We start from the raw sequence: 23,449 nt of genomic DNA on the forward strand, positions 1-23,449 counted from the left end.
GCTTGACCACAAGACTTGTGAACGACACAAAACCCTGTGGGAGCGAGCTTGCTCGCGATAGCAATCTAGAGAACGACGGTGCGATTGGCGTTCAAAAATACTCGTCGTTCAATGTGATAACCCACCGCCCGCGCCAGGGTCAGCCCTTCGATATCCCGCCCCTTGGCGATCAGGTCTTCCGGGTAATGACTGTGGTCCACCGCCTCCACGCCCTGGGCAATGATCGGCCCCTCGTCCAGGTCGTTGTTGATGTAATGCGCCGTCGCGCCAACCAGTTTCACGCCCTTGTTGTAGGCCTGGTGATACGGCTTGGCGCCCTTGAAACCGGGCAGCAGGGAGTGATGGATGTTGATCGCCTTGCCGTCGAGTTTGCGGCACAGCTCTGGCGACAGGACTTGCATGTAGCGCGCAAGAATCACCAGTTCGGCGCCGGACTCTTCGATCACCTGCCATACCTGACGCTCCTGCGACGGCTTGTCGTTGGGGTCCAGCGGGAAGTGGTAGTACGGAATCTGGTGCCAGTCGGCCAGCGGCTTGAGGTCGGGGTGGTTGGAAACCACGGCGGCCACGTCCATCGACAACTGGCCGATGCGCTGGCGATAGAGCAAGTCGTTGAGGCAGTGATCGGCCTTGGAGACCATGATCACCACTTTTGGCCGGTAGTTCGGTGGTGTCAGTTCGAAGACCATGCCGAAGGCTTTGCCACGTTCTTCCAGTCCGGCGCGGAAGGCTTGCTCGTCGAAGCCTTCGGGCTGACGGAATTCCACGCGAATGAAGAAGCGGCCCGAGAGCCGGTCATCGAAGGAGTGGTGCTCGGTGACGTAGCAGCCCTGCTCGAACAGAAAGCGGGTCACCGCGTCCACGGTGCCGAGGACGCTGGGGCAGTCGGCGGTCAGAATCCATGTGTCTGGGGCGCGGCTCATAGTGCGGTGACTCCTGTTCGAAAATACCTACACGGCTGCGAAGACCTGTGGCGAGGGAGCTTGCTCCCGCTGGGTTGCGAAGCGACCCCAAAATCAGCGACCGCATTCACTCAGGAGGAATGCGGGCTCAGGTTTTACGACTGCTGCGCAGCCGAGCGGGAGCAAGCTCCCTCGCCACAGGGGAACGATCATTAAGCCTGGACGCTCAGGCCGTATTCAGCGGCCGCATCCTGCAACCACAACCACCAGTAATCCGAGAAGCTGCGGCGGATCAGCAGTTCCCAAGTGTCTTCAGCGGTATGGCGAATCACCAGTTGCGACTTGGCGAACACCGTGCCCACGGCCTTGCCCACCGGGAAGCTGTTGGGGTGCACGTCGTAGCTGGTGGATTTCATCAGCACCTGGCGCACGTTCGGGCCGCTCAGTTCGAGGATCTGCTGGCCGCCGCTGACGTTGGTGATTGCGATGTGCAGGTCGCCCAGCGCTTCACGCAGTTTTTGCTCGGCGGCAAATTCTTCACCGGTCGGCACGATCAGCAGCCACTCATCCGGCCCCATCCATTGCAGGCTGGTTTCGCCTTTGATGACGACGGTCAGCGCACCCGGCAATTCGATGCCAAGCGCCTTGTGTACGCCGGCGGCAAACGCAGCATCGTGGCCATCGCCACGGATGGTCAGGTGGCCGAGGAGTTTCTTCTCACGCACGGTCACGCCGGCGTTTTTGCGGCCCTTGCCCGCCAGGCTGGCGAGGTCGGCATGATGCAGCGACGACTCGGCCTTGGCGCCGGTGGTTGGGCGTTGTTGGTAAACATTGGCTGCGGTCATAAAGCACCTTTCCTGAATTCGTTTCCCTGTGGGAGCGGGCTTGCCCGCGATGGGAGCAACTCGGTCTGCCTGAGGCACCGCGTTATCGTTCATCGCGGGCAAGCCACGCTCCCACAGGTTCTGTGGTGTCAGATGTTCTGGCGATCACCCTTAGGATCGAAGAACACCGAAGAAACAATTTCCGCCTCGATCACGCTGCCATCCGCCAGCGGTGCGAACACACGCTCACCGATACGCTTCAACCCGCCTTTCACCACGCCCATGGCAAATGAATAGCCCAGGGAGTTGTGCAAGTAGCTGGAGGTCACGTGGCCAACCATGGTCATCGGGATCGCTTGCTTGGTGTTGAACACCAGTTGCGCACCTTCCGGCAGCCATTTGGTCGGATCGATCGGCTTCAGGCCCACCAGTTGCTTGCGTTGATCACGCACGCAGTCTTCGCGGTTCATGCCACGCTGACCGATCCACGAGAACGGTTTGGTGCGACCGACGCACCAGCCCATGTTCAAGTCATCCGGCGTCATCGAGCCGTCAGTGTCCTGGCCGACAATGATGAAACCCTTCTCGGCCCGCAGAATGTGCATGGTCTCGGTGCCGTACGGCGTCAGGTTGTATGGCTTGCCGGCCTCGACGATTTTCTCGAGCACGCCCATGGCGTAGTCGGCTTGCACGTTGACTTCGTACGACAGCTCACCGGTAAACGAAATCCGGAACACCCGCGCCGGCACACCACCGACCAGACCTTCTTTCCAGGTCATGAACGGGAAGGCTTCGTTGCTCAGGTCGATGTCGGTGACGTGGCTGAGCAGCTTGCGGCTGTTCGGCCCGGACAGGGTCATGGTTGCCCAGTGATCTGTCACGGAGGTGAAGTACACCTTCAGCTCCGGCCATTCGGTCTGGTGGTAGATTTCCAGCCATTGCAGCACGCGTGCAGCGCCGCCGGTGGTGGTGGTCATCACGAAATGGTTGTCGGCGAGGCAAGCGGTGACGCCGTCGTCGAAGACCATGCCGTCTTCTTTGCACATCAGGCCGTAGCGCGCCTTGCCTACGTCGAGCTTGGTCCAGGCGTTGGTGTAGATGCGGTTGAGGAACTCACGGCAATCCGGGCCCTGGATATCGATCTTGCCCAGGGTCGACGCATCCAGCAGACCAACACTGTCGCGCACGGCTTTGCATTCGCGTTTCACCGCGGCATGAATGTCTTCACCGCTTTTCGGGAAGTACCACGGACGTTTCCACTGACCGACATCTTCAAACTCAGCGCCGTTTTTCACGTGCCAGTGATGCAGTGCGGTGTGACGGACCGGCTCGAAGATGTGCCCACAGTGACGACCGGCCACGGCGCCGAACGTCACCGGCGTGTAGTTCGGGCGGAACATGGTGGTGCCCATCTGCGGGATGGTCACGTTCAGCGAACGGGCAGCGATGGCCAGGCCGTTGACGTTGCCGAGCTTGCCCTGGTCGGTACCGAAGCCCAGTGCGGTGTAGCGTTTGACGTGCTCGACCGACTCGAAGCCTTCGCGGGTCGCCAGTTCGATGGCGGCAGCGGTGACGTCGTTTTGCAGGTCGACGAATTGCTTCGGCGCCCGTGCGGTGGCTTTTTCGTGGGGCACCTGGAACAGCGCCAGCGTTGGCTCTTCCAGACGGCTCAAGGCTTTTGGCAGTACGCCTTCGACCGTTTGGAACCCGGCTTCGGCAGCGGCGCGAGCGCCCCCTTCAAAACCGTCGGCCAGGGAATCGCCGAGGCCGTAGACACCGTTGATACCACCGACGCACACGCGTTTTTGCGGTGCTTCGCCCGGTACGAAACCGAGGATGTCTTCGCGCCAGATCGGCTTGCCACCCAAGTGCGACGCCAAGTGAACCACCGGGCTGTAACCACCGGAGCTGGCAACCAAGTCGCATTCGAGCCACTCGCCAGGACTGGTCACGGCGTGTGCTTTGACATCAATCGCCGCCACACGAGCCGCCGTCACGTGCTTGCTGCCACGGGCTTCGATCACGGCGCTGCCGGTCAGGATGCGGATGCCTTTGGCACGTGCTTCTTCAACCAAAGCGCCACGAGGATTGCTGCGGGCGTCGGCGATAGCGACGACTTGCAGGCTGGCGTCGAGCCAGTCCAGAGCAACGCGGTAGGCGTGATCGTTGTTGGTCGACAGCACCAGTTTTTTGCCCGGTGCCACGCCGTAGCGGCGCACGTAAGTCGACACAGCACCAGCAAGCATGTTGCCCGGCACGTCGTTGTTGCCGTAGACCAGCGGACGCTCGTGAGCGCCGGTCGCCAGCACGACACGTTTGGCGCGAACGCGGTGGATGCGCTGACGCACCTGGCCAATCGGAGCACGGTCGCCGAGGTGATCGGTCAGGCGCTCGTGGATGGTCAGGAAGTTGTGGTCGTGGTAACCGTTGACCGTGGCGCGCGGCAACAGCAGCACGTCCGGGGTGTCTTTCAGTTCGGCGATGACGCTGGCGATCCATTCGGCAGCAGGCTTGCCGTCGAGGCTTTCGCGGGAGTCGAGCAGGCTGCCGCCGAACTCTTCCTGCTCATCGGCGAGAATCACTCGGGCACCGCTGCGCGCAGCAGCCAGTGCAGCCGCCAGGCCAGCAGGGCCAGCGCCGACGATCAGCACGTCGCAGTGCTGGTTCATGTAGTCGTAGGTGTCCGGATCGTTCTCGGTTGGCGAGCGGCCAAGACCGGCGGCTTTACGAATGTACTTCTCGTAAGTCATCCAGAACGATTGCGGGTACATGAAGGTTTTGTAGTAGAAGCCCGGTGGCATCAGCTTGCCGCCGACCTTGCCGAGAATCCCCATCATGTCGTTGTTCACGCTTGGCCAGCCGTTGGTGCTGGTGGCGACCAGGCCTTGATACAGCGCTTGTTGCGTGGCGCGTACGTTTGGAATCTGCGTGGCTTCAGTCGCGCCGATCTGCAGCACGGCGTTTGGCTCTTCAGCGCCCGCCGCGAAGATGCCGCGCGGACGGGAATACTTGAAGCTGCGACCGATGATGTCGACGCCGTTGGCCAGCAGTGCAGCGGCCAGCGAGTCGCCTTCAAAGCCTTTGTAGCTCTGGCCGTTGAAGGTGAAGTTCAGCACTTTGTTGCGGTCGATCCGTCCACCGTTGGACAGGCGATTGATCTGGCTCATACCTTAGCTCCCAGAGCCTGCGCGGCCGCTTTCGGACTTTCAGTCTTGTCGGTGAACTGCGGCTTGGTGCCGATCTTGTAGGTCTCGAGAATCTCGTAGGTCACGGTGTCGCGGGTGACGTTGAAGTACTGACGGCAACCGGCAACGTGGTCCCACAACTCGTGGTGCAGGCCGCGAGGGTTATCGCGGAAGAACATGTAGTCGCCCCACTCCTCGTCGGTGCAGGTGGTCGGGTCCAGTGGGCGCGGGATGTGCGCCTGGCCGGATGCATGGAATTCCTCTTCGGAGCGCAGTTCGCCGCAGTGAGGACAGAAGATATGCAACATGGGGATTTCTCCTGTTAGTGGGCAACCGCAGCAGCGCCGTGTTCATCGATCAACGCACCGTTGTGGAAACGGTCGATGGAGAAAGGTGCAGCCAATGGGTGCATTTCACCCTTGGCCAGACTCGCGGCAAACACGTTGCCCGAGCCAGGTGTCGCCTTGAAGCCACCGGTACCCCAACCGCAGTTGAAGAACATGTTCGGTACCGGCGTTTTCGAAATGATCGGGCAGGCATCCGGCGTGGTGTCGACGATGCCGCCCCACTGCCGGTTCATGCGGACGCGCGACAACACCGGGAACATCTCGACGATGGCCTGGATGGTGTGTTCGATCACCGGGTACGAACCGCGCTGGCCGTAGCCGTTGTAGCCGTCGATACCGGCGCCGATCACCAGGTCGCCCTTGTCGGACTGACTGATGTAACCGTGTACGGCGTTGGACATGATCACGCTGTCGATAATCGGCTTGATCGGCTCGGACACCAGCGCTTGCAGCGGGTGCGATTCGATCGGCAGACGGAAACCGGCGAGTTTGGCCATGTGCCCGGAGTTACCGGCAGTGACCACACCGACGCGCTTGGCGCCGATGAAGCCCTTGTTGGTTTCAACACCGATGCACACGCCGTTTTCCTTGCGGAAACCGATCACTTCGGTCTGCTGGATCAGGTCCACGCCCAAGGCGTCGGCGGCACGGGCAAAGCCCCAGGCCACGGCATCGTGACGGGCCACGCCGCCGCGACGCTGGACGGTCGCGCCCATCACCGGGTAGCGGGTGTTTTTCGAGCAGTCGAGGTACGGAATCTCGTCGGCTACTTGTTTGGCATCGAGCAGTTCACCGTCCACGCCGTTGAGGCGGTTGGCACTGACCCGACGCTCGGAATCACGAATGTCCTGCAGGGTGTGGCACAGGTTGTAAACGCCGCGCTGGGAGAACATCACGTTGTAGTTCAGGTCCTGGGACAGGCCTTCCCACAGTTTCATCGCGTGTTCGTACAGGTGCGCCGACTCGTCCCACAGGTAGTTGGAGCGAACGATGGTGGTGTTGCGCGCGGTGTTACCGCCGCCCAGCCAGCCTTTCTCGACCACGGCCACGTTGGTGATGCCGTGTTCCTTGGCGAGGTAGTAGGCGGTCGCCAGACCATGCCCGCCACCGCCGACGATGACTACGTCATAGACCTTTTTCGGGGTCGGCGTGCGCCACATTTTCTGCCAGTTTTCGTGATGGCTGAGGGAGTGTTTGAAGAGGCCGAAGCCCGAGTAGCGTTGCATAGTCATTTACTCCAAAACCGCGCTCAGCGATAAACCGGGAAGTCCGCGCACAGGGCCGATACTTGCTGCGCAACATTGGCCTCGACATCGGCATCGCCGAGGTTGTCGAGGATGTCGCAGATCCAGCCGGCCAACGTGACGCACTGGGTCACCTTGAAGCCGCGCGTGGTCACCGCCGGGGTGCCGATGCGCAGGCCGGAGGTGACGAACGGCGACTGTGGATCATTCGGGACAGCGTTCTTGTTCACAGTGATGTGGGCGCGACCGAGTGCTGCATCCGCGTCTTTGCCGGTGAGGCCCTGACGGATCAGGCTGACCAGGAACAGATGGTTATCGGTACCGCCGGACACTACATCGTAGCCGCGTTTGATAAACACGCCGGCCATGGCCTGGGCGTTGTCGATCACTTGTTGTTGGTAAGCCTTGAAGCTCGGCTCCAGCGCTTCCTTGAAGCACACCGCTTTACCAGCGATCACGTGCATCAGCGGGCCGCCCTGGGCACCCGGGAACACTGCCGCGTTGAGCTTCTTCTCGATTTCTTCGTTGGCCTTGGCCAGGATCAGGCCGCCACGTGGACCGCGCAGGGTCTTGTGAGTGGTGGTAGTCACCACATCAGCGTACGGCAGCGGATTCGGGTACAGACCAGCAGCCACCAGACCGGCAACGTGCGCCATGTCGACGAACAGCAGCGCACCGACCTTGTCGGCGATCTGACGGAAACGTGGGAAGTCCAGAGTCTTGGAGTAAGCCGAGAAGCCGGCAACGATCATTTTTGGCTTGCATTCGACGGCCAGGCGCTCGACTTCGTCGTAATCGATCAACCCGGTTTTAGTGTCGATGCCGTACTGCACGGCGTTGTACAGCTTGCCCGAGGACGACACTTTGGCGCCGTGGGTCAGGTGACCACCGTGGGCCAGGCTCATGCCGAGGATGGTGTCGCCTGGCTGGATCAGCGCCAGATACACAGCACTGTTGGCCGAAGAGCCGGAGTGCGGCTGGACGTTGGCGTAGTCGGCACCGAACAGTTGCTTGGCGCGTTCGATGGCCAGGGCTTCAACCTTGTCGACGTGCTCGCAGCCACCGTAGTAGCGCTTACCCGGATAGCCTTCGGCGTATTTGTTGGTCAGGCCACTGCCTTGCGCTTCCATGACGCGTTTGCTGGTGTAGTTCTCTGACGCGATCAGCTCGATGTGATCTTCCTGACGTTGCTCTTCGGCATTCATCGCCGCCAGCAGTGCATCGTCGTAACCCTGGATCTGGTCTTGCTTGCTGAACATCGCGTCTCTCCCAGCGGCATCTATGCGCCATTCGTCTCGGTAAGGCACTGGTGTTTCGACAGTGCCCTTTGGATGCGATGGTATGACCGGCGCAGACAGGCCAAATGCCTACGGACGCCACGCAAAGGTGCGTTTACGACATGAGCCGAAATGCCTGACCGGACACGGTCCCCGAACCACCAGAGATCCCTGTGGGAGCGAGCTTGCTCGCGATGGCGGCGGGTCAGTCGATATCCCTGTTGAATGACAAACCGATATCGCGAGCAAACCTGCTCCCACAGCGGTCAGGTGACGATTTGGCGGACGAGTAGCAACAGGAAAAAATGCAGCGGATAGAGGGCATAGGCCCAACGCCGCATCGGCAGTGGATGAATGCCTTTGGCATGTCGCAAAAGCAGCGTCCCCAACAGTGGCGCAATCAGACAAGCGGCGATGCCTGGCACCGCAGCACTATTGCCCAGCTTCGCGGCTTGAATCAGCACCCGCCATTCATTGGCCGCCAGGCACACCAGCCCCGGCAGCAGCGCGAAATACCAGGGACGCCGGATCACCAGCAACATCGCCAGCGGCAACAACACCCCGAAGAAACCAAACATCAGTCGCTCCGGGAACACTGCCGCCAGCGTCAAAGCGGCGACCGCCAACAGTCGCGATTGCAGCGTCGGGTGCTGCCAGCCCCGAGCGACCAACAGCCCAAGCGCCAACGTGGGCAACACGTTCAAGGTGTCGGGATCAGGAATGTACAACCTGTAAGGGATCTCACTGATGGCACTGAACAGCAGCAACCAGCCCAGATAACGCCACTGATGGGGCACTTCCCGTGCACGGGAAACATTCACCGCCATCGCCAGACAGAACCACGGAAACGCCAGCCGCCCCGGCACATACAGCAGATCGACGGAATAACCGACATATCGCAGGTGATCGAGCACCATGCTCAATAGCGCCAGCCACTTGAGCAGATCCAGTGCCCCATCCCGTTGAGTCATGTGCATAATTGCCCGTCGTCTTTGTATTTTTCTGTCAGACGCATCGCGTGTGCTCCCCGGATGATCTTCGGTAAAGTGCGCACCATCATTGACCACGAGTCGCTTCACCATAGGCGTCTCGACCACGGAAAGCAGGGCCATGACCGATAAGAGCCAACAATTCGCCAGCGACAACTATTCCGGTATCTGCCCTGAAGCCTGGGCGGCCATGGAACAGGCCAACCACGGCCACCAGCGCGCATACGGCGACGATGAATGGACCGCTCGCGCGTCCGACGATTTCCGCAAACTGTTCGAAACCGACTGCGAAGTGTTCTTCGCCTTCAACGGCACCGCCGCCAACTCGCTGGCCCTGTCGTCGCTGTGCCAGAGTTACCACAGCGTGATCTGCTCGGAAACCGCCCACGTCGAAACCGACGAATGCGGCGCACCGGAATTCTTCTCCAACGGCTCCAAACTGCTGATCGCCCGCACTGAAAACGGCAAGCTGACCCCGGAATCGATCCGCGAAGTCGCTCTCAAGCGCCAGGACATTCACTACCCGAAACCGCGCGTCGTGACCCTGACCCAGGCCACCGAAGTCGGCAGCGTCTACACCCCGGAAGAAATTCGCGCCATCAGCGCCACCTGCAAAGAGCTGGGCCTGAACCTGCACATGGACGGCGCGCGGTTCTCCAATGCGTGTGCGTTCCTCGGCTGCTCCCCGGCAGACCTGACCTGGAAGGCCGGCGTAGACGTATTGTGCTTCGGCGGTACGAAAAACGGCATGGCGGTCGGCGAGGCGATTCTGTTCTTCAACCACAAACTGGCTGAAGACTTCGACTACCGCTGCAAACAGGCCGGTCAACTGGCCTCGAAGATGCGCTTCCTCTCGGCCCCGTGGGTCGGGATTCTGGAAAACGACGCCTGGCTCAAATACGCCCACCACGCCAACCGCTGCGCACAGTTGCTGGCCGAACTGGTGAGCGACATCCCGGGCGTGGAACTGATGTTCCCGGTGCAGGCCAACGGCGTGTTCCTGCAACTCTCGGAACCGGCCATCGCCGCACTGACCGCCAAGGGCTGGCGCTTCTACACCTTCATCGGCAACGGCGGCGCACGCTTCATGTGCTCGTGGGACACCGAAGAAGAACGCGTACGCGAACTGGCCGCCGACATCCGCGAAGTCATGCCCCACTGATTCCTTCAAACAGCAACCCGATCCCCTGTGGCGAGGGAGCTTGCTCCCGCTCGGCGGCGCAGCCGTCGTAGAACCAGCCAATGCGGTCTGCCAGACAGACCGCATTCTCAGTATTCGGGGCCGCTTCGCAGCCCAGCGGGAGCAAGCTCCCTCGCCACAAAACCCCTTTCCCCCTCCCCTGATCACTCACCCTGAAACTCTTGGTCTACATTGATTGGCGAGCCATTTCTATCCGCTCAGACAATAATAATCAGGAGCGTACGCATGTCCTTACAAGGCAAAACCCTGTTCATTACCGGTGCCAGCCGTGGGATTGGTCGTGAGATCGCGCTGCGAGCTGCGCGGGATGGGGCCAACATTGTGATTGCGGCCAAAAGCGCCGAGCCGCACCCGAAGTTGCCGGGCACGATTTTCAGCGTGGCGCAGGAAGTTGAGGCAGCGGGAGGCAAGGCGCTGGCCTTGCAGGTGGATGTGCGCGACGAAGATGCCGTGCGCAACGCGCTCGCCCAGGCCAACGAACATTTCGGCGGCATCGATGCGCTGATCAACAACGCCGGGGCGATCAAGCTGACCGGGGTTCAACACATCGAACTCAAGCGCTTCGACCTGATGCACCAGATCAACACCCGCGCCGTGTTGCTGTGCAGCCAGGCTGCCCTGCCCTATCTGAAAAAAACCGGTGGGCACATTCTCAACCTGTCGCCGCCGCTGAACCTGGCGACCCAATGGTTTGCCCAGTACAGCCCCTACACCGTGACCAAATACGGCATGAGCATGCTGACGATTGGCATGAGCGAGGAATTCAAAAATTACGGCATCAGCGTCAATTCGCTGTGGCCACAGACCATGATCGCCACCGCCGCTATTGAGTTTCAGCTTGGCTCACGGGAATCGTTCAAGCATGCGCGAACGCCCGAAATCATGGCCGATGCCGCCCACGTCATTCTGGACAGCAGCGGTCGCAGCATCACCGGGCGATTGCTGATTGATGAGGAGATTCTACGGGAGCATGGCGTGACCGAATTCGATCACTACCGCTTTGAGCCCGGCACCAACGACAAGCTGATGCCCGACTTATTCGTGGACTGAAACACAAACCACTGTGGGAGCGAGCTTGCTCGCGATGACGCCGGAACATTCAACATTGATATTGACTGATCCAACGCTATCGCGAGCCAGCTCGCTCCCACAGGTTTAGAACTCGATACGCACGTCGCCCTTCGGCACGCTGCAGCACGACAGGATGAACCCTTCGGCTTCGTCTTCCTCGGTAATCCCGCCGTTGTGGTCCATCTCGACCTCGCCACCCAGCTTCATCACCTTGCACGTACCGCAAATCCCCATCCCGCACGCTTTCGGTATCAACAGCCCAAGCTTGGCCGCAGCCGCGTGCACCGTTTCGCCCGGCGCCACACGAATGCTTTTGCCGGAGGCGGTGAATTCCACCTGATGCAGGTCTGCCACGTCGATTTCCGGTGCATCCGCTGCTTGCTCGGCTTGCTCCACGGCGTCTGCGCGGGCTTCCGGTGGCGTCGCACCGAACGATTCCTCGTGGTAACGCGACATGTCGAAACCGGCGGTCTCGAGCATGCGTTTCACCGCATTCATGTAGGGCGTCGGGCCGCAGCAGAAGACTTCGCGTTCGAGGAAGTCCGGCGCCATCAATTCGAGCATCTTGTGGTTCAGGTAACCGCGATAACCGGCCCACGGTTCGCCAAGACCATGCTTCTCGCAGATCAGGTGCAGGCTGAAGTTGTCGATCCGCGACGCCATGTGTTCCAGCTCGCGGTGGTAAATGATGTCTTTGGGCGAGCGGGCGCTGTGGATAAACACCATGTCGACGTTGCCGTTGGTGTCATAGAACCAGCGCGTCATGGACATGACCGGCGTGATGCCGACACCACCGCTGAGGTAGAGCACCTTCGGCGCGGTGAAGTCCATGGCGTTGAACAGCCCGACCGGGCCATGCACCGCCAGCTCCTGACCTTCATGCAGAGTGTCGTGCAGCCAGTTCGAGACCTTGCCGCCGGGCACGCGCTTGATCGTCACCGAGAAGCTGTAAGGCACCGATGGCGAGCTGGAAATGGTGTAGGAGCGCATGATCGGCACGCCGTCGATTTCCAGCTCCAGGGTGACAAACTGCCCCGGCTTGAAAAAGAACAGGATCGGCTGGTCAGCCATAAAGCAGAAGGTGCGCACATCCCAGGTTTCCTGGATGACTTTGACGCAACGGACGATGTGACGACCATTGGCCCAGGTCTGGGTCGTTACCGGATTCAGGAAGCTGTTGGACATGCTGTTCTCCACCGCCGATGCTCGGCCTTATGTTGGCGATTCTGCGTAACGTGCGAACCACCCATTTACCTATCTGCGACATTCACATACTTATCGCGACCAAGCCCCAACTACCGGGGGTTGCGCGTCGGGAACAGAGTGGGCCATGTCGCTCGTAGATAAGGTTCCGGGCAACGCCGGCCCCACACTCGCCCCATACCAAGACACATCCTTTACACCTTGCGTAGCAAACCTGATCAGCCACTTTCGCGGCCACGCAGATGGCCTTGAGGAAATACACGATGGACGTCACCACTACCCTGAGCCTGGGCGATCCACTGGAACCCGCACGCAAGGCCACCGCGCAGATGCTGCAAGAGCGCGAGCGGACTTTCTCGCTGCCGCAGCCGTTTTACTCTGACGAGCGGCTGTTTGATATCGACATGCAGGAAATCTTCCAGAAAGAATGGTTGATCGCCGGCATGACCTGCGAGATCCCGACCAAGGGCAACTACCTGACCCTGCAAGTCGGCAAGAACCCGATCATCGTGATTCGCGGCGCCGACGGCGTGGTGCATGCGTTCCATAACGTCTGCCGCCACCGCGGTTCGCGTCTGTGCACCAGTGAAAAAGGCAAGGTCGCCAAACTGGTCTGCCATTACCACCAGTGGACGTATGAACTGGACGGCCGCCTGCTGTTCGCCGGCACCGAAATGGGCGCCGACTTCGACATGAAGCAGTACGGCCTCAAACCGGTGAACGTGAAGACCGCCGGTGGTTACATCTTCATCAGCCTGTCGGAGAACCCGCCGGCCATTGATGACTTCCTGTCGACGTTGAGCCATTACATGGAACCGTACGACATGGAAAACACCAAGGTGGCGATCCAGACCAACCTGTACGAAAAAGCCAACTGGAAACTGGTGCTGGAAAACAACCGCGAGTGCTACCACTGCAACGCATCGCACCCGGAACTGTTGAAAACCCTGCTGGAATGGGACGACGTCACCGACCCGCGCGCCGACCAGGCCTTCAAGGACCACGTCGCCGCCTCCGCCGCTGCCTGGGAAGCCGAGAAGATCCCGTACGCCCACGCCAGTTTCGGCCTGCGTAACCGTATCGTGCGCATGCCGCTGCTCAAAGGCACCGTGTCGATGACCATGGACGGCAAACAGGGCTGCGCCAAGCTCATGGGCCGCATCAAGAACCCCGACCTGGGCTCGATGCGCATCCTGCACCTGCCGCACTCGTGGAACCACTGCATGGGCGATCACATCATCGTCTTCACCGTGTGGCCGATCAGCGCTCAGGAAACCATGGTCACCACCAAGTGGATCGTGCACAAAGACGCAGTCGAAGGCGTGGACTACGACGTAGAACGCATGCGCAAAGTGTGGGATGAAACCAACAACCAGGACCGGCGTCTGGCGGAAGAAAACCAGCGCGGCATCAACTCCACGGCGTACCAGCCTGGGCCTTACTCCAAGACCTATGAGTTTGGCGTGGTGAACTTTGTGGATTGGTACAGCGAGCGTTTGCTGAATAACCTCGGGGCCGAGCCGGCACCGTACCTCAAAGGTGTTCCTGTACAAGGCTGACAGAGCTAAAAGCATCGCGAGCAGGCTCACTCCTACAGGGATTTGTGACCGACACAGATCAAATGTAGGCGCGAGCCTGCTCGCGATGGCGCCCTCCCCAACAACCCATCCTTCCCCGCCCCCGATACCCTTTCCCCGATTCAGAACTGTACGAAATATGATCTATTCCGTTCAGCGCTATGCCCTACGCACCTCCCAGCCTTCCACAAACAAGTTATCCACACCTCCACCCACAGCTATTGGGGACAAGTGTGGTTTTACACAAAACTTTCTCCACATAAACCGAAGAAAATCCGTGACTTATCCAGAAGCCTGGTTTTTAACAGTCGCTGGTTATTTTTTGATCGAAAGCTTGTGGGGCACGTTCTACGTGGCCTGCAGAGGATGGCAAACACCTTATCCACAGAAGCGCCAACAGACTTTGGGGGCAACTTCTGCACATCTGTGGAAAACCGCTGAAAGCCGCGATAAATAGGGGTATTCGGCATGTTTAGCGGTCCAAACCCATGATTTGATCATTTTTTAACCAAGCACCCGAATAGCCCGGTTTATATAGCCTGTAGCGGTTAGCAAACATCTTATCCACAGAAGCGCCAACAGAGATTGGGGGCAAGTATTGAACAGTGAGAAACCTTATCCACCGCAAAAAGCCTGTAAAAACCGCACGTTAGGTTGGTTGTTTTTTGTACGAAGGCTTACAGGCCTTGATTTGCATAGGTCGTAGCGAGGGGCGAACACGTTATCCACAGAAGCGCTAACAGGCTTTGTGGGTAAATCAGATTTTATTCAGGCACGAGCGACCCGAAAGCGGGTCCAGGTTCAATTCATAGTCATTGAATGCCCGCCACCCGAGCAAAATCGAAGGCACGTACTGCCCGGACACCAAAGACGGAGGAATGGTGAAGCCTGGATAGTATTTGTAGGTGATTGCCCGGACGTCGCCAGACAAATCCAACTCGCCTTTGAACGTCTGGTGTCGCGAGTTTTCGGCGACGTGAACAGGCAAGTCACCGGGGGAGGCCGACGTCAAGTAATCCACATTACCTGTATCAAGAATCGCCAGCGTCGCCCGACGATCCAGCCGTGCAGCAATGGTCAGTCGTTGATTGATGTCTGCGCGCGAATAGGTCACCGGCGAATCGCACCGCGCGGGAGGTTGCGCGTTGAGTTCCAGGGTTTTTTTCGTGAGCTTCAAACGCCCCAGCTTGCCGACCAGATCCAGTCCTAACAAGTTATCCCGGTCACTGACAAACACCAGGACGTTGCGGAACTCGCTCCCGCCGACCGTCAACGAATGAAAAACCCCGAGCTTGGCCGACAGGTCATGTTCGCCATAAAACGTGCTGTAGCCGTAATGGGAGTCGGTTAACAGCGTGATGCCCATGCGCTTCGCAGTTTCGGCGTTGACCCGGGTTTGCGGTGCGCCGGTATCGACAATAAAGCGTGAAGAGACGCCATTGGCAGCTTTGACGTCGATGTACGGCAGCACTTCGTCCGTGACGTAACCGTCACTGGGGAGCGGATAAACCGTAAGGACTTCATGCCGTTTGGTGCTGGACACCGAAAAATCGCCGACCGCGCGCAGGGTCGCGATCGATTGACGGCCAAACATGGAGAACAGGACGTTGAGCTCGGGGTCACTCGCAATGGCCTGAGCATGGCGGCGCTTGATTGCCAGATAGTAATCAGGCAATTGATTGGCGGCTTTGGCCTCGAACATGCGGGCGAACACGGACACTGAACAGTTGAGATTGTTTGTAGCGTCCACGACCTTGTCGCAGCGCTGGCGCAGTTGGGCCAAGGAGGCTGTTTGCCCTTGGTCCGACTCCAGCCACTGATAAAAATCCTGATCGGCTTCAGTGTTGGCAGCCGCCATCAACCCGGCCGGCACGCACATCACCCCACAGAGCAACCAGGCCGCACGCCAACGCAACGCCTTCATGTTCAACCCACGCCTGAAAACGGGTTTTACGACTCAGCGCTGAACGTCTGAAAGCTCCGTGAACCGTGCTGCACCCTTAACCAGCGCACAGCAAAACTGTAGTTCACCGAGCGGTAGGGCGGAAGGCAGCCCTACGGCCGGTACATCAGATAGGCTTCGCCTGTGACCCGGATCATCGGGTGGGGCGTGATCTGGCAGGTGTCGACGATACGGAAGCCATGCCGCTCGTAAAACCGCCGGGCGCCGGTATTGGCCGCATAGTCGATCAGGCTCAGGCCATTGAGGCCCAACTGGTTGGCGCGGTCGTAGGCGTAAGCGAGGAATTGTTTGCCCAGACCCTGGTTCCGCCAGCCCTCATGCAGCGCCAGGCTGGAAATGTAGAGGGTGTCGGGGATTTCCAGGGTGGCGTACGGCGCCAGTACCGGGTCGGTGACGGGCGCCGCCATCGGGTCATGGCGCATCACGTAGCTGTGCATCATCCCGATGACCTCCCCGTTTGCCTCGGCGATCAGGCAATTTTGCCAGGAGAAGTCCACATCGTCGCGGGCATAGCGCAGGGCACCAACGTCCAACAGGTCCTGGCCAGGCTCTGCCATCTGGCTCCAGATGTAATCCGAAGCGCCCTCTGATGAAATCTGGAACAAGCGAGCAATCTCCCGCGCATCCGCGCGCAGGGCCGAACGAAATTCAACAGTCATTGTTTTTCCTTGTGGGAGCGAGCCGGCTCGCGAAGGCGGACGGACATTCAAGATAAATGTCGACTGAAGCACCGCGATCGCGAGCAGGCTCACTCCTACAGTTTTAAAGGTGTGGGGGTGATCGGTTAGCGGACCACGCCTTCTTCGATCAGTAACTTGAGAATGGCCTCGGCCCCCGCTTGCGCCGTAACGCCTTTGAGCACCTGCCCGCCGCCGCCACTGGCCTTGGCTGTCGCCGCTTTCATCCGGTCGGCGCCGCTCTTGGCCTTGATCACCTTGAGGCGCTTAGGCCGGGGTTTGGCCGGTTGCAACGTGGCGACCGCCAACAGTTCATCGTCGATCACTTCGACTTCATCGGCTTGCAGCACACCCCGTCGCGCCGGGCCGTAAGCGCTTTGCCGAGGCTTCGGTGCAGCGTTATCCACCGTCGCGAGAAACGGCAGGCGCACTTTCAAGCGACGACGCTGACCCCGCGGCAAGGCTTGAAGCACCAGCGCCGAATTGCCGTCGATGGATTCCACCTGCGCCAAACCGACCACCAGCGGCCAGCCGAGGCTTTCCGCCAGCAGGAACGGCAACATGCCCGAGCCTTCACCGGTTTCCGCCTGACTGCCGGTCAGCACGACTTGCGCCCCGGCATCGCGCAAATAAGCGGTCAACGCCGGCAAGGCATCGGCGCCTGACGGTTGTTCCAGCACATGCAATTGCTCCAGGCCCATACCCAGATAAGCGCGCAGCGCCGGTTCCGCGACGTCGCCGGCATGCAGCACTTGCAGGTGATCCCCAGCCAGTTGCAGGCCCAGTTCCACCGCTCGCGCATCCTGCTCCGCGCGACGTGGCCGGCCGGAGGTCGGGTGGGCGCCGATGGACACCAGGCTGATGATTTTCGTGCTCATAACCCTTTCCTTCCCTTAAGCCGCATCGCGCTTGGCGTCGTTGCGGTAAGCCGCTACCGCATCGATCAAGGCTTGAAGAATCTCGGCGCTCTCGCCGATCACCGACAGGTCGGCCCGTTTGATCATGTCGCAGCCAGGGTCGAGGTTGATCGCCACCACCTTGTCGCAGGCACCGATGCCTTGCAGGTGCTGGATTGCCCCGGAAATGCCCACCGCCACATAAACCCGTGCGGTGACCCAGGTGCCGGACGCGCCGACCTGACGGTCGCGCGCCATGAACCCATCGTCCACCGCCACACGGGACGCGCCTTCGGTGGCGCCCAGCGCCTCGGCGGTCCTGTGGAAAAGTCCCCAGTCCTTGACCCCGTTGCCGCCGGAGAAGATGAACTCGGCTTCGGCCATGGGAATGGCCGCCGGGTCCACCGCTACCGCGCCCAAGTCTTCGATGCGCGACAGGCTACGTGCCACGGCTGTGGATAACTCCACCGGCAGTGCTTCGTGACGGGTTTCGCTGACCGGTTCGGCGCATTCGGCCGCCGCCAGAATCAAGCGTGCAACCGGGCGCGCAAGGTCTTGCAACCCCGCACCGGCGCGGCCGATGCATTCCTCGTCCTTGACCTGCCAGACCCGCGTGGCCGGGCGTTCGCCCAGTGCGGCGGCAAAGCGCCGACCGAGTTCACCGCCACCGCTACGACTGTCCGGCAACAACCAATGACGTGGGTTGAACTGGTTATCCACAGCCCGCAGGCCCTGGACTCGTTGTTCCGGTGCATAACCGCTGAATTCTTCGCCTTCCAGCACCAGCAAGCGATCAACGCCCGCCGTCGCAAAGGCGTTTTCCTTGTGTTCACCGAAGACCACGGCCAACACCGCACCGTCCGTGCCGGCCAACTGATGAGCCAGGCCGAGCAAGTCGCGGTCGTGGCTGCTCAGGCGGCCGCCGACCATGTCCGGCACCACGCTGATGTAGAACGCCGGTGCCGGCACTTGATGCAGCGGCAATTGCACTTCAACAGCAGCCGTGCGCTTGGTCGCGCCGCCCTGCTGAGCGCCACTGCGGTCAATGCGCTTGATCCCGTTGGGACCGATAAAACCGATGCCGTGCAGATTCTTGCGGATGACGCCGTTGGGCCCCATCCAGCTGTGTTGCGCCGGTTGCATGGCCGCGTGCAGCGGGTGCAAGCGGTTACGGGCAATCCATTCGGCGCGGGGGTCGCGGCGGATAATGTCGCTCATCAGTGGGCCTCCGCAGGTTCACGTTGGGCCGGTGCAGCCGGTTTGCTTGGTGCGGCATCTTCGAGCAACGCGTCGGCCACCAGTTCGGCGATGTCCTTGATCAGCGGACGCGGTTCGACCACGCCTTCGAGCATCGCGGTGCATTGTGGGCAACCCACGGCCACCAGCTCGGCGCCGGTTTCGCGGATGTCTTCCATGCGCATGTCGGGGATCCGTTGCTTGCCCGGAATGTCGGTGATCGGCGCGCCGCCACCGCCGCCGCAGCAGCGCGAGCGGAAACCGGAGCGTTGCATTTCTTTCACTTCGATGCCGAGGGCACGCAGCACTTCACGCGGTGCCTCGTATTCGCCGTTGTAGCGGCCGAGGTAGCATGGGTCGTGATAGGTCACGCTGCTGCCTTTGTGCTGACCAAGGTTCAGGGCGCCAGCACCGATGATTTCGGCCATGTAAGTGCTGTGGTGTTGCACGAGGTAGTTACCGTCGAAGGCACCGTACTCGTTTTTCAGCACGTGGAAACTGTGCGGGTCGCAGGTGACGATGCGGTTGAAGCTGTATTTGGCCAGGGTCTGGATGTTGCGTTTGGCCAACAGCTGGAACGTTGCTTCGTCGCCCAGACGCCGGGCCACGTCACCGCTGTCGCGCTCTTCCAGGCCGAGCACCGCGAAGTCGACCTTGGCCGCTTTCAGCACTTTGACGAAGGCGCGCAGGGTGCGCTGGTTGCGCATGTCGAAGGCGCCGTCGCCGACCCAGAACAGCACATCGACGGATGCCTTCTCACTCATCAACGTCAGGTTCAGGTCCGCCGCCCAGTTCATCCGCCCGCCCGGCGCAAAGCCGCCCGGGTTGTCGGTGGCGATCAGGTTTTCCAGGACTTCGGCGCCCTTGTTCGGGGTCGCGCCTTTTTCCAGAGTCAGATGGCGGCGCATGTCGACGATGGCGTCGACGTGCTCGATCATCATCGGGCATTCCTCGACGCAGGCACGGCAAGTGGTGCAGGACCACAGGGTTTCAGCGTCCACCAGACCGTTGACGATCGGTTGATGCGGATTGCCCGCGTGCTCACCAATGGCTTTGCCTGGATACGGGCTACCGGCGAATTTCGCATCGGTGCCACCGGCCAGGCCGACGACCATGTCCTGAATCAGTTTTTTCGGGTTCAGCGGCTGGCCGGCGGCATAGGCCGGGCACGCGGCTTCGCATTTACCGCACTGCACGCAGGCGTCGAAGCCGAGCAGTTGGTTCCAGGTGAAATCCTTGGGTTTTTCCACGCCCAGTGGCGCAGTCGGATCGTTCAGGTCCAGCGGTTTCAAACCGGTGGAACGGCCGCCGTTAAAACGCTCGGCGCGACGGTGCCAGGCCAGGTGCAAGGCACCGGCGAAGGCGTGCTTCATCGGCCCGCCCCAGGTCATGCCGAAGAACAGTTCGCTAACGCCCCACAGCACGCCGACACCGAGGATCGCCGTCACCAGCCAGCCACCGAAGTTTTCCGGAAGGATGCCGGCGACCGGCAGGGTCAACAGGAAAAACGATGCCGAGAACGCCAACAGGCTTTTCGGCAGGCGCATCCACGGGCCTTTGGACAAGCGCGCCGGCGGGTTGCGTCGACGCAGGTAAACGAAGATCGCGCCGACGAACATCACGGCCGTCATCAACAGCAGCGCGTAACCGAGGATGCGGTTATGCAGGCCGAAACCGTGCACCAGAATCGCCAGCACAATGGACGCCACCGCACCACCGGCCGTGGCGACGTGGGTGTTGGCGATGTATTTGTCCCGCGCGACGACATGGTGCAAATCGACCATGTAGCGCTTGGGCATGGCGAACAGGCCGCCGATCAGGTCGACTTTCGAGGCTCGGCCCCGGCGCCACATGGCCACCCGCCGCAACGCGCCCAGGACCGCAAGGCCCAGGGCGGCGAACAACAGGATTGGAAGAAGGGTGTTCAACATGGTGGAGCTCCCAAAGACCTCGGGGTCTTGCAGGTCGAGATGCCTGACTCGGTTCCTGTGGGAGCGGGCTTGCCCGCGATTGCATTTTGTCAGTCACATCTGCATTGACTGACCCACCGCTATCGCGGGCAATCCCGCTCCCACAGGGTCATGTGCAAGCCGTTAGAAATCCTTGCACAACCGCAGCGCGTCGTAGATCGCCGCATGGGTGTTGCGTTGCGCCACGCAGTCGCCGATGCGGAACAGCAAGTAGCCATCGCCCGCCTCGCTCAACGAAGGTTGCGGCTTGATCGCGAACAGGGCTTCGATGTCCATCTGGCCTTTGTTGCGCGAGCCTTCCTTCAGGGCATAGTAGATTTCTTCGTCCGGACGCACGCCGTTTTCGACGACGACCTGGTCCACCACCCGCTCCTCTTTGGCGCCGGTGTATTCGTTTTCCAGCACCGCCACCAACTTGTCGCCTTCGCGGTAGACCTTCTCCAGCATCATGTCCCCGGTCATGATCACTTCTTTGGGGTACATGCTGCGGTAGTACGTCGGGAACGAGGTGCCGCCAATCGCCACGCCCGGCTTGATGTCGTCAGTGACAATCTCAACCTGGCTGCCCTTGTCGGCGAGGAAGTCGGCGGTCGACATCCCGGTGAACTCGCAAATGGTGTCGTAGACCAGCACGTTCTTGCCCGGCGCCACTTTGCCGTCGAGGATGTCCCAGCTGCTGACCACCAGGCCTTCAGCCGCGCCCCAATGCTCGTTCTGCTCCAGGAACGGATGACCGCCGACAGCGAGTACCACCACGTCCGGACGCAGGTCGAGAATGGTCGCCGCATCCGCCGCCACGCCGAGGCGCAGGTCGACTTTCAAACGTGCCAGCTCCAGCTGGAACCAGCGGGTGATACCGGCGATCTGGTCCCGTTGCGGGGCTTTCGAAGCGGTGGTGATCTGGCCGCCAATGAATTCTTTCTTCTCGAACAGGGTCACGTCGTGGCCACGTTCCGCCGACACGCGCGCCGCTTCCATCCCGGCAGGACCGGCACCGACCACCACGACTTTGCGCTTCACACCGGTCGACTTCTCGATGATGTGCGGCACGCCCATGTATTCACGGGAGGTCGCGGCGTTCTGGATGCACAGCACGTCCAGGCCCTGGTACTGACGGTCGATGCAGTAGTTGGCGCCGACGCATTGTTTGATCTGGTCGACCTGGCCCATTTTGATCTTGGCGATCAAGTGCGGGTCGGCAATGTGGGCACGGGTCATGCCGACCATGTCGACGTAACCGCCTTCCAGAATACGGGTCGCCTGGTTCGGGTCCTTGATGTTCTGCGCGTGCAGGACCGGGGCCTTGACCACTTCCTTGATACCGGCCGCCAAATGCAGGAACGGCTCCGGTGGATAACTCATGTTGGGGATAACGTTGGCCAAGGTGTTGTGGGTGTCGCAACCCGAGCCCACGACACCGATGAAGTCGATCATGCCGGTGTCGTCGTAGTACTTGGCGATCTGTTTCATGTCCTCGTGGGACAAGCCGTCCGGGTGGAATTCATCACCGCACAGACGGATGCCGACGCAGAAGTCCGGACCGACTTCCTTGCGTACCGCTTTAAGGACTTCCAGGCCGAAACGCATGCGGTTCTCGAAGCTGCCGCCCCATTCGTCGGTACGTTTGTTGACGCGTGGGCTCCAGAACTGGTCGATCATGTGCTGGTGCACGGCGGACAGTTCGACGCCATCCAGGCCACCGGCCTTGGCCCGCGCTGCGGCGCTGGCGTAGTTGCCGATCACCCGCCAGATTTCTTCCGGCTCGATGGTTTTGCAGGTCGCGCGGTGCACCGGTTCACGGATGCCCGATGGCGACAGCAGGGTTGGCCAGTGCTCGCCGTCCCAGCGCGAACGACGGCCCATGTGGGTAATCTGGATCATGATCTTGGCGCCATGCTTGTGCATGGCATCGGCCAGGTTCTGGAAATGCGGAATGATCCGGTCGTCGGCCAGGTTGACCGACTTCCACCAGCCTTGCGGGCTGTCGATGGCCACACTGGAGGAACCGCCGCAAATCGCCAGGCCGATCCCGCCCTTGGCTTTCTCTTCGTAATACTTGACGTACCGGTCGGTGGTCATGCCGCCGTCGGTGGCATAGACCTCGGCGTGCGCGGTGCTGAGCACGCGGTTACGGATGGTCAGTTTGCCGATCTGGATCGGCTGGAACATTGCTTCGAAAGCCATGGCAGGGTCCTCGACTTACAACGGCTTGACGGTGAACAAACCGTCGTCGTGGCCTTCTTCGGAGCCACCGTAGACTTGCTCGGCAACCGTACGGATCTTGCTGCCGCGGGCTTGCAGAATCTGGTCCATGGCACCGGCAAACCAGCCAGTGAACATGTAGTCGACCTTGCGCCCGACCTTGCCATAGACGTAGACGAACGCCGAGTGTTCGAGCTTGACGCTGGCAGTGCCTTTGTCGAGGTCGATGTCCTGGATCTTGAACAGGCCCCAGCCGCGTTGCGACAGGCGCTTCATGTAGTGCTCGAACACCGCGACGCCTTCCAGGCCGTGGCATTCGGCTTCTTTTTCACACCAGTGCCAGGCGGATTTGTAGCCGGCCTTGTAAAGGATTTCGGCGTAGGCTTCGGCGCCCAGCACTTCCTCGATGCCCATATGGTTATTCACAAAGAAGTGACGCGGTACGTACAGCATTGGCAGGGCGTCGGAGGTCCAGACACCGGTTTCGCTGTCGACTTCGATTGGCAATTGCGGGGCGATCTTGGCCATGGAAACTTAACTCCAGAAAAATTCGTTGTGCTGTTGTCCCGTAGCAGCTGTCGAGCCTGCGAGGCTGCGTTGGGCTGCGAAGCGGCCCCCGAGGGCGGTCCTGCGGACCGCAACGCAGCCTCGTACCTCGGCAGCTGCTACAGGAATCGTTGTTTGA

General features: G+C 60.6%; 18 protein-coding genes. 3 read left to right on the forward strand and 15 right to left on the reverse strand.

What is annotated here, in order from left to right:
• Positions 1–65 precede the first annotated feature (65 nt).
• The 7 genes from purU to H8F22_RS15505 form a co-directional block, all read right to left on the reverse strand.
• Positions 66–923 (reverse strand): formyltetrahydrofolate deformylase, encoded by an 858-nt coding sequence (gene purU / locus H8F22_RS15475; RefSeq protein ID WP_027926669.1) that lies wholly within the window; start codon positions 921–923, stop codon positions 66–68.
• A 191-nt stretch (positions 924–1,114) separates the two neighbouring features.
• The gene (locus H8F22_RS15480; protein WP_027926668.1) at positions 1,115–1,747 is read right to left on the reverse strand and encodes a sarcosine oxidase subunit gamma; all 633 of its coding nucleotides are present in this window, start codon (positions 1,745–1,747) and stop codon (positions 1,115–1,117) included.
• Between the two features lie 128 nt (positions 1,748–1,875).
• On the reverse strand, positions 1,876–4,893 hold the full coding sequence (locus H8F22_RS15485; RefSeq protein WP_027926667.1) for a sarcosine oxidase subunit alpha: 3,018 nt from the start codon (positions 4,891–4,893) through the stop codon (positions 1,876–1,878).
• Positions 4,890–5,219, reverse strand: a complete 330-nt coding sequence (locus tag H8F22_RS15490) for a sarcosine oxidase subunit delta (protein WP_007947734.1) — start codon at positions 5,217–5,219, stop codon at positions 4,890–4,892. The genes H8F22_RS15485 and H8F22_RS15490 overlap by 4 nt, the downstream gene beginning before the upstream one ends.
• A 14-nt stretch (positions 5,220–5,233) precedes the next feature.
• Positions 5,234–6,484, reverse strand: coding sequence for a sarcosine oxidase subunit beta (locus H8F22_RS15495; protein WP_007947735.1), 1,251 nt, complete (start codon positions 6,482–6,484; stop codon positions 5,234–5,236).
• Positions 6,485–6,507: 23 nt separating this feature from the next.
• Positions 6,508–7,761 carry a serine hydroxymethyltransferase gene (gene glyA / locus H8F22_RS15500; RefSeq protein ID WP_027926665.1) on the reverse strand — a complete coding sequence of 418 codons (1,254 nt, stop codon included), beginning with the start codon at positions 7,759–7,761 and terminating at the stop codon, positions 6,508–6,510.
• 284 nt (positions 7,762–8,045) lie between these two features.
• Positions 8,046–8,756 carry a TraX family protein gene (locus H8F22_RS15505; RefSeq protein WP_027926664.1) on the reverse strand — a complete coding sequence of 237 codons (711 nt, stop codon included), beginning with the start codon at positions 8,754–8,756 and terminating at the stop codon, positions 8,046–8,048.
• A 133-nt stretch (positions 8,757–8,889) separates the two neighbouring features.
• On the opposite strand from H8F22_RS15505, the gene H8F22_RS15510 reads away from it, so the two are divergent.
• Together H8F22_RS15510 and H8F22_RS15515 are read left to right on the forward strand one after the other, a co-directional pair.
• Positions 8,890–9,930 carry a threonine aldolase family protein gene (locus H8F22_RS15510; protein WP_194940428.1) on the forward strand — a complete coding sequence of 347 codons (1,041 nt, stop codon included), beginning with the start codon at positions 8,890–8,892 and terminating at the stop codon, positions 9,928–9,930.
• A 264-nt stretch (positions 9,931–10,194) separates the two neighbouring features.
• On the forward strand, positions 10,195–11,019 hold the full coding sequence (locus H8F22_RS15515; protein WP_027926662.1) for an SDR family oxidoreductase: 825 nt from the start codon (positions 10,195–10,197) through the stop codon (positions 11,017–11,019).
• 105 nt (positions 11,020–11,124) lie between these two features.
• On the opposite strand, the gene gbcB is transcribed toward H8F22_RS15515, so the two are convergent.
• Positions 11,125–12,225 (reverse strand): glycine-betaine demethylase subunit GbcB, encoded by a 1,101-nt coding sequence (gene gbcB, locus H8F22_RS15520; RefSeq protein WP_027926661.1) that lies wholly within the window; start codon positions 12,223–12,225, stop codon positions 11,125–11,127.
• A gap of 281 nt (positions 12,226–12,506) precedes the next feature.
• Here gbcB and gbcA point away from each other — a divergent pair, with 281 nt between their 5' ends.
• Positions 12,507–13,802, forward strand: a complete 1,296-nt coding sequence (gene gbcA, locus H8F22_RS15525) for a glycine-betaine demethylase subunit GbcA (RefSeq protein WP_027926660.1) — start codon at positions 12,507–12,509, stop codon at positions 13,800–13,802.
• 775 nt (positions 13,803–14,577) lie between these two features.
• On the opposite strand, the gene H8F22_RS15530 is transcribed toward gbcA, so the two are convergent.
• The 7 genes from H8F22_RS15530 to H8F22_RS15560 form a co-directional block, all read right to left on the reverse strand.
• A complete protein-coding gene (locus H8F22_RS15530) occupies positions 14,578–15,744 on the reverse strand; it encodes a retropepsin-like aspartic protease (protein ID WP_194940429.1) in 1,167 nt (388 codons plus the stop codon).
• A gap of 131 nt (positions 15,745–15,875) precedes the next feature.
• Complete coding sequence (locus H8F22_RS15535) at positions 15,876–16,442, reverse strand: GNAT family N-acetyltransferase (RefSeq protein ID WP_027926658.1); 567 nt, start codon at positions 16,440–16,442, stop codon at positions 15,876–15,878.
• Between the two features lie 125 nt (positions 16,443–16,567).
• Complete coding sequence (gene etfB / locus H8F22_RS15540) at positions 16,568–17,338, reverse strand: electron transfer flavoprotein subunit beta (RefSeq protein WP_194940430.1); 771 nt, start codon at positions 17,336–17,338, stop codon at positions 16,568–16,570.
• A gap of 15 nt (positions 17,339–17,353) precedes the next feature.
• Positions 17,354–18,574, reverse strand: a complete 1,221-nt coding sequence (etfA, locus tag H8F22_RS15545; protein ID WP_027926656.1) for an electron transfer flavoprotein subunit alpha — start codon at positions 18,572–18,574, stop codon at positions 17,354–17,356.
• Positions 18,574–20,523 carry a dimethylglycine demethylation protein DgcB gene (gene dgcB / locus H8F22_RS15550; RefSeq protein ID WP_194940431.1) on the reverse strand — a complete coding sequence of 650 codons (1,950 nt, stop codon included), beginning with the start codon at positions 20,521–20,523 and terminating at the stop codon, positions 18,574–18,576. Before dgcB ends, etfA begins: the two co-directional genes overlap by 1 nt.
• A gap of 162 nt (positions 20,524–20,685) precedes the next feature.
• Positions 20,686–22,746 (reverse strand): dimethylglycine demethylation protein DgcA, encoded by a 2,061-nt coding sequence (gene dgcA, locus H8F22_RS15555; protein ID WP_027926654.1) that lies wholly within the window; start codon positions 22,744–22,746, stop codon positions 20,686–20,688.
• Between the two features lie 15 nt (positions 22,747–22,761).
• Entirely contained in the window at positions 22,762–23,292 is a 531-nt protein-coding gene (locus tag H8F22_RS15560; RefSeq protein ID WP_007947752.1) for a DUF5943 domain-containing protein, read from the reverse strand.
• Between the last annotated feature and the right edge of the window lie 157 nt (positions 23,293–23,449).

The sequence above is a fragment of the Pseudomonas mucoides genome (assembly GCF_015461845.1).
GTDB lineage: Bacteria > Pseudomonadota > Gammaproteobacteria > Pseudomonadales > Pseudomonadaceae > Aquipseudomonas > Aquipseudomonas mucoides.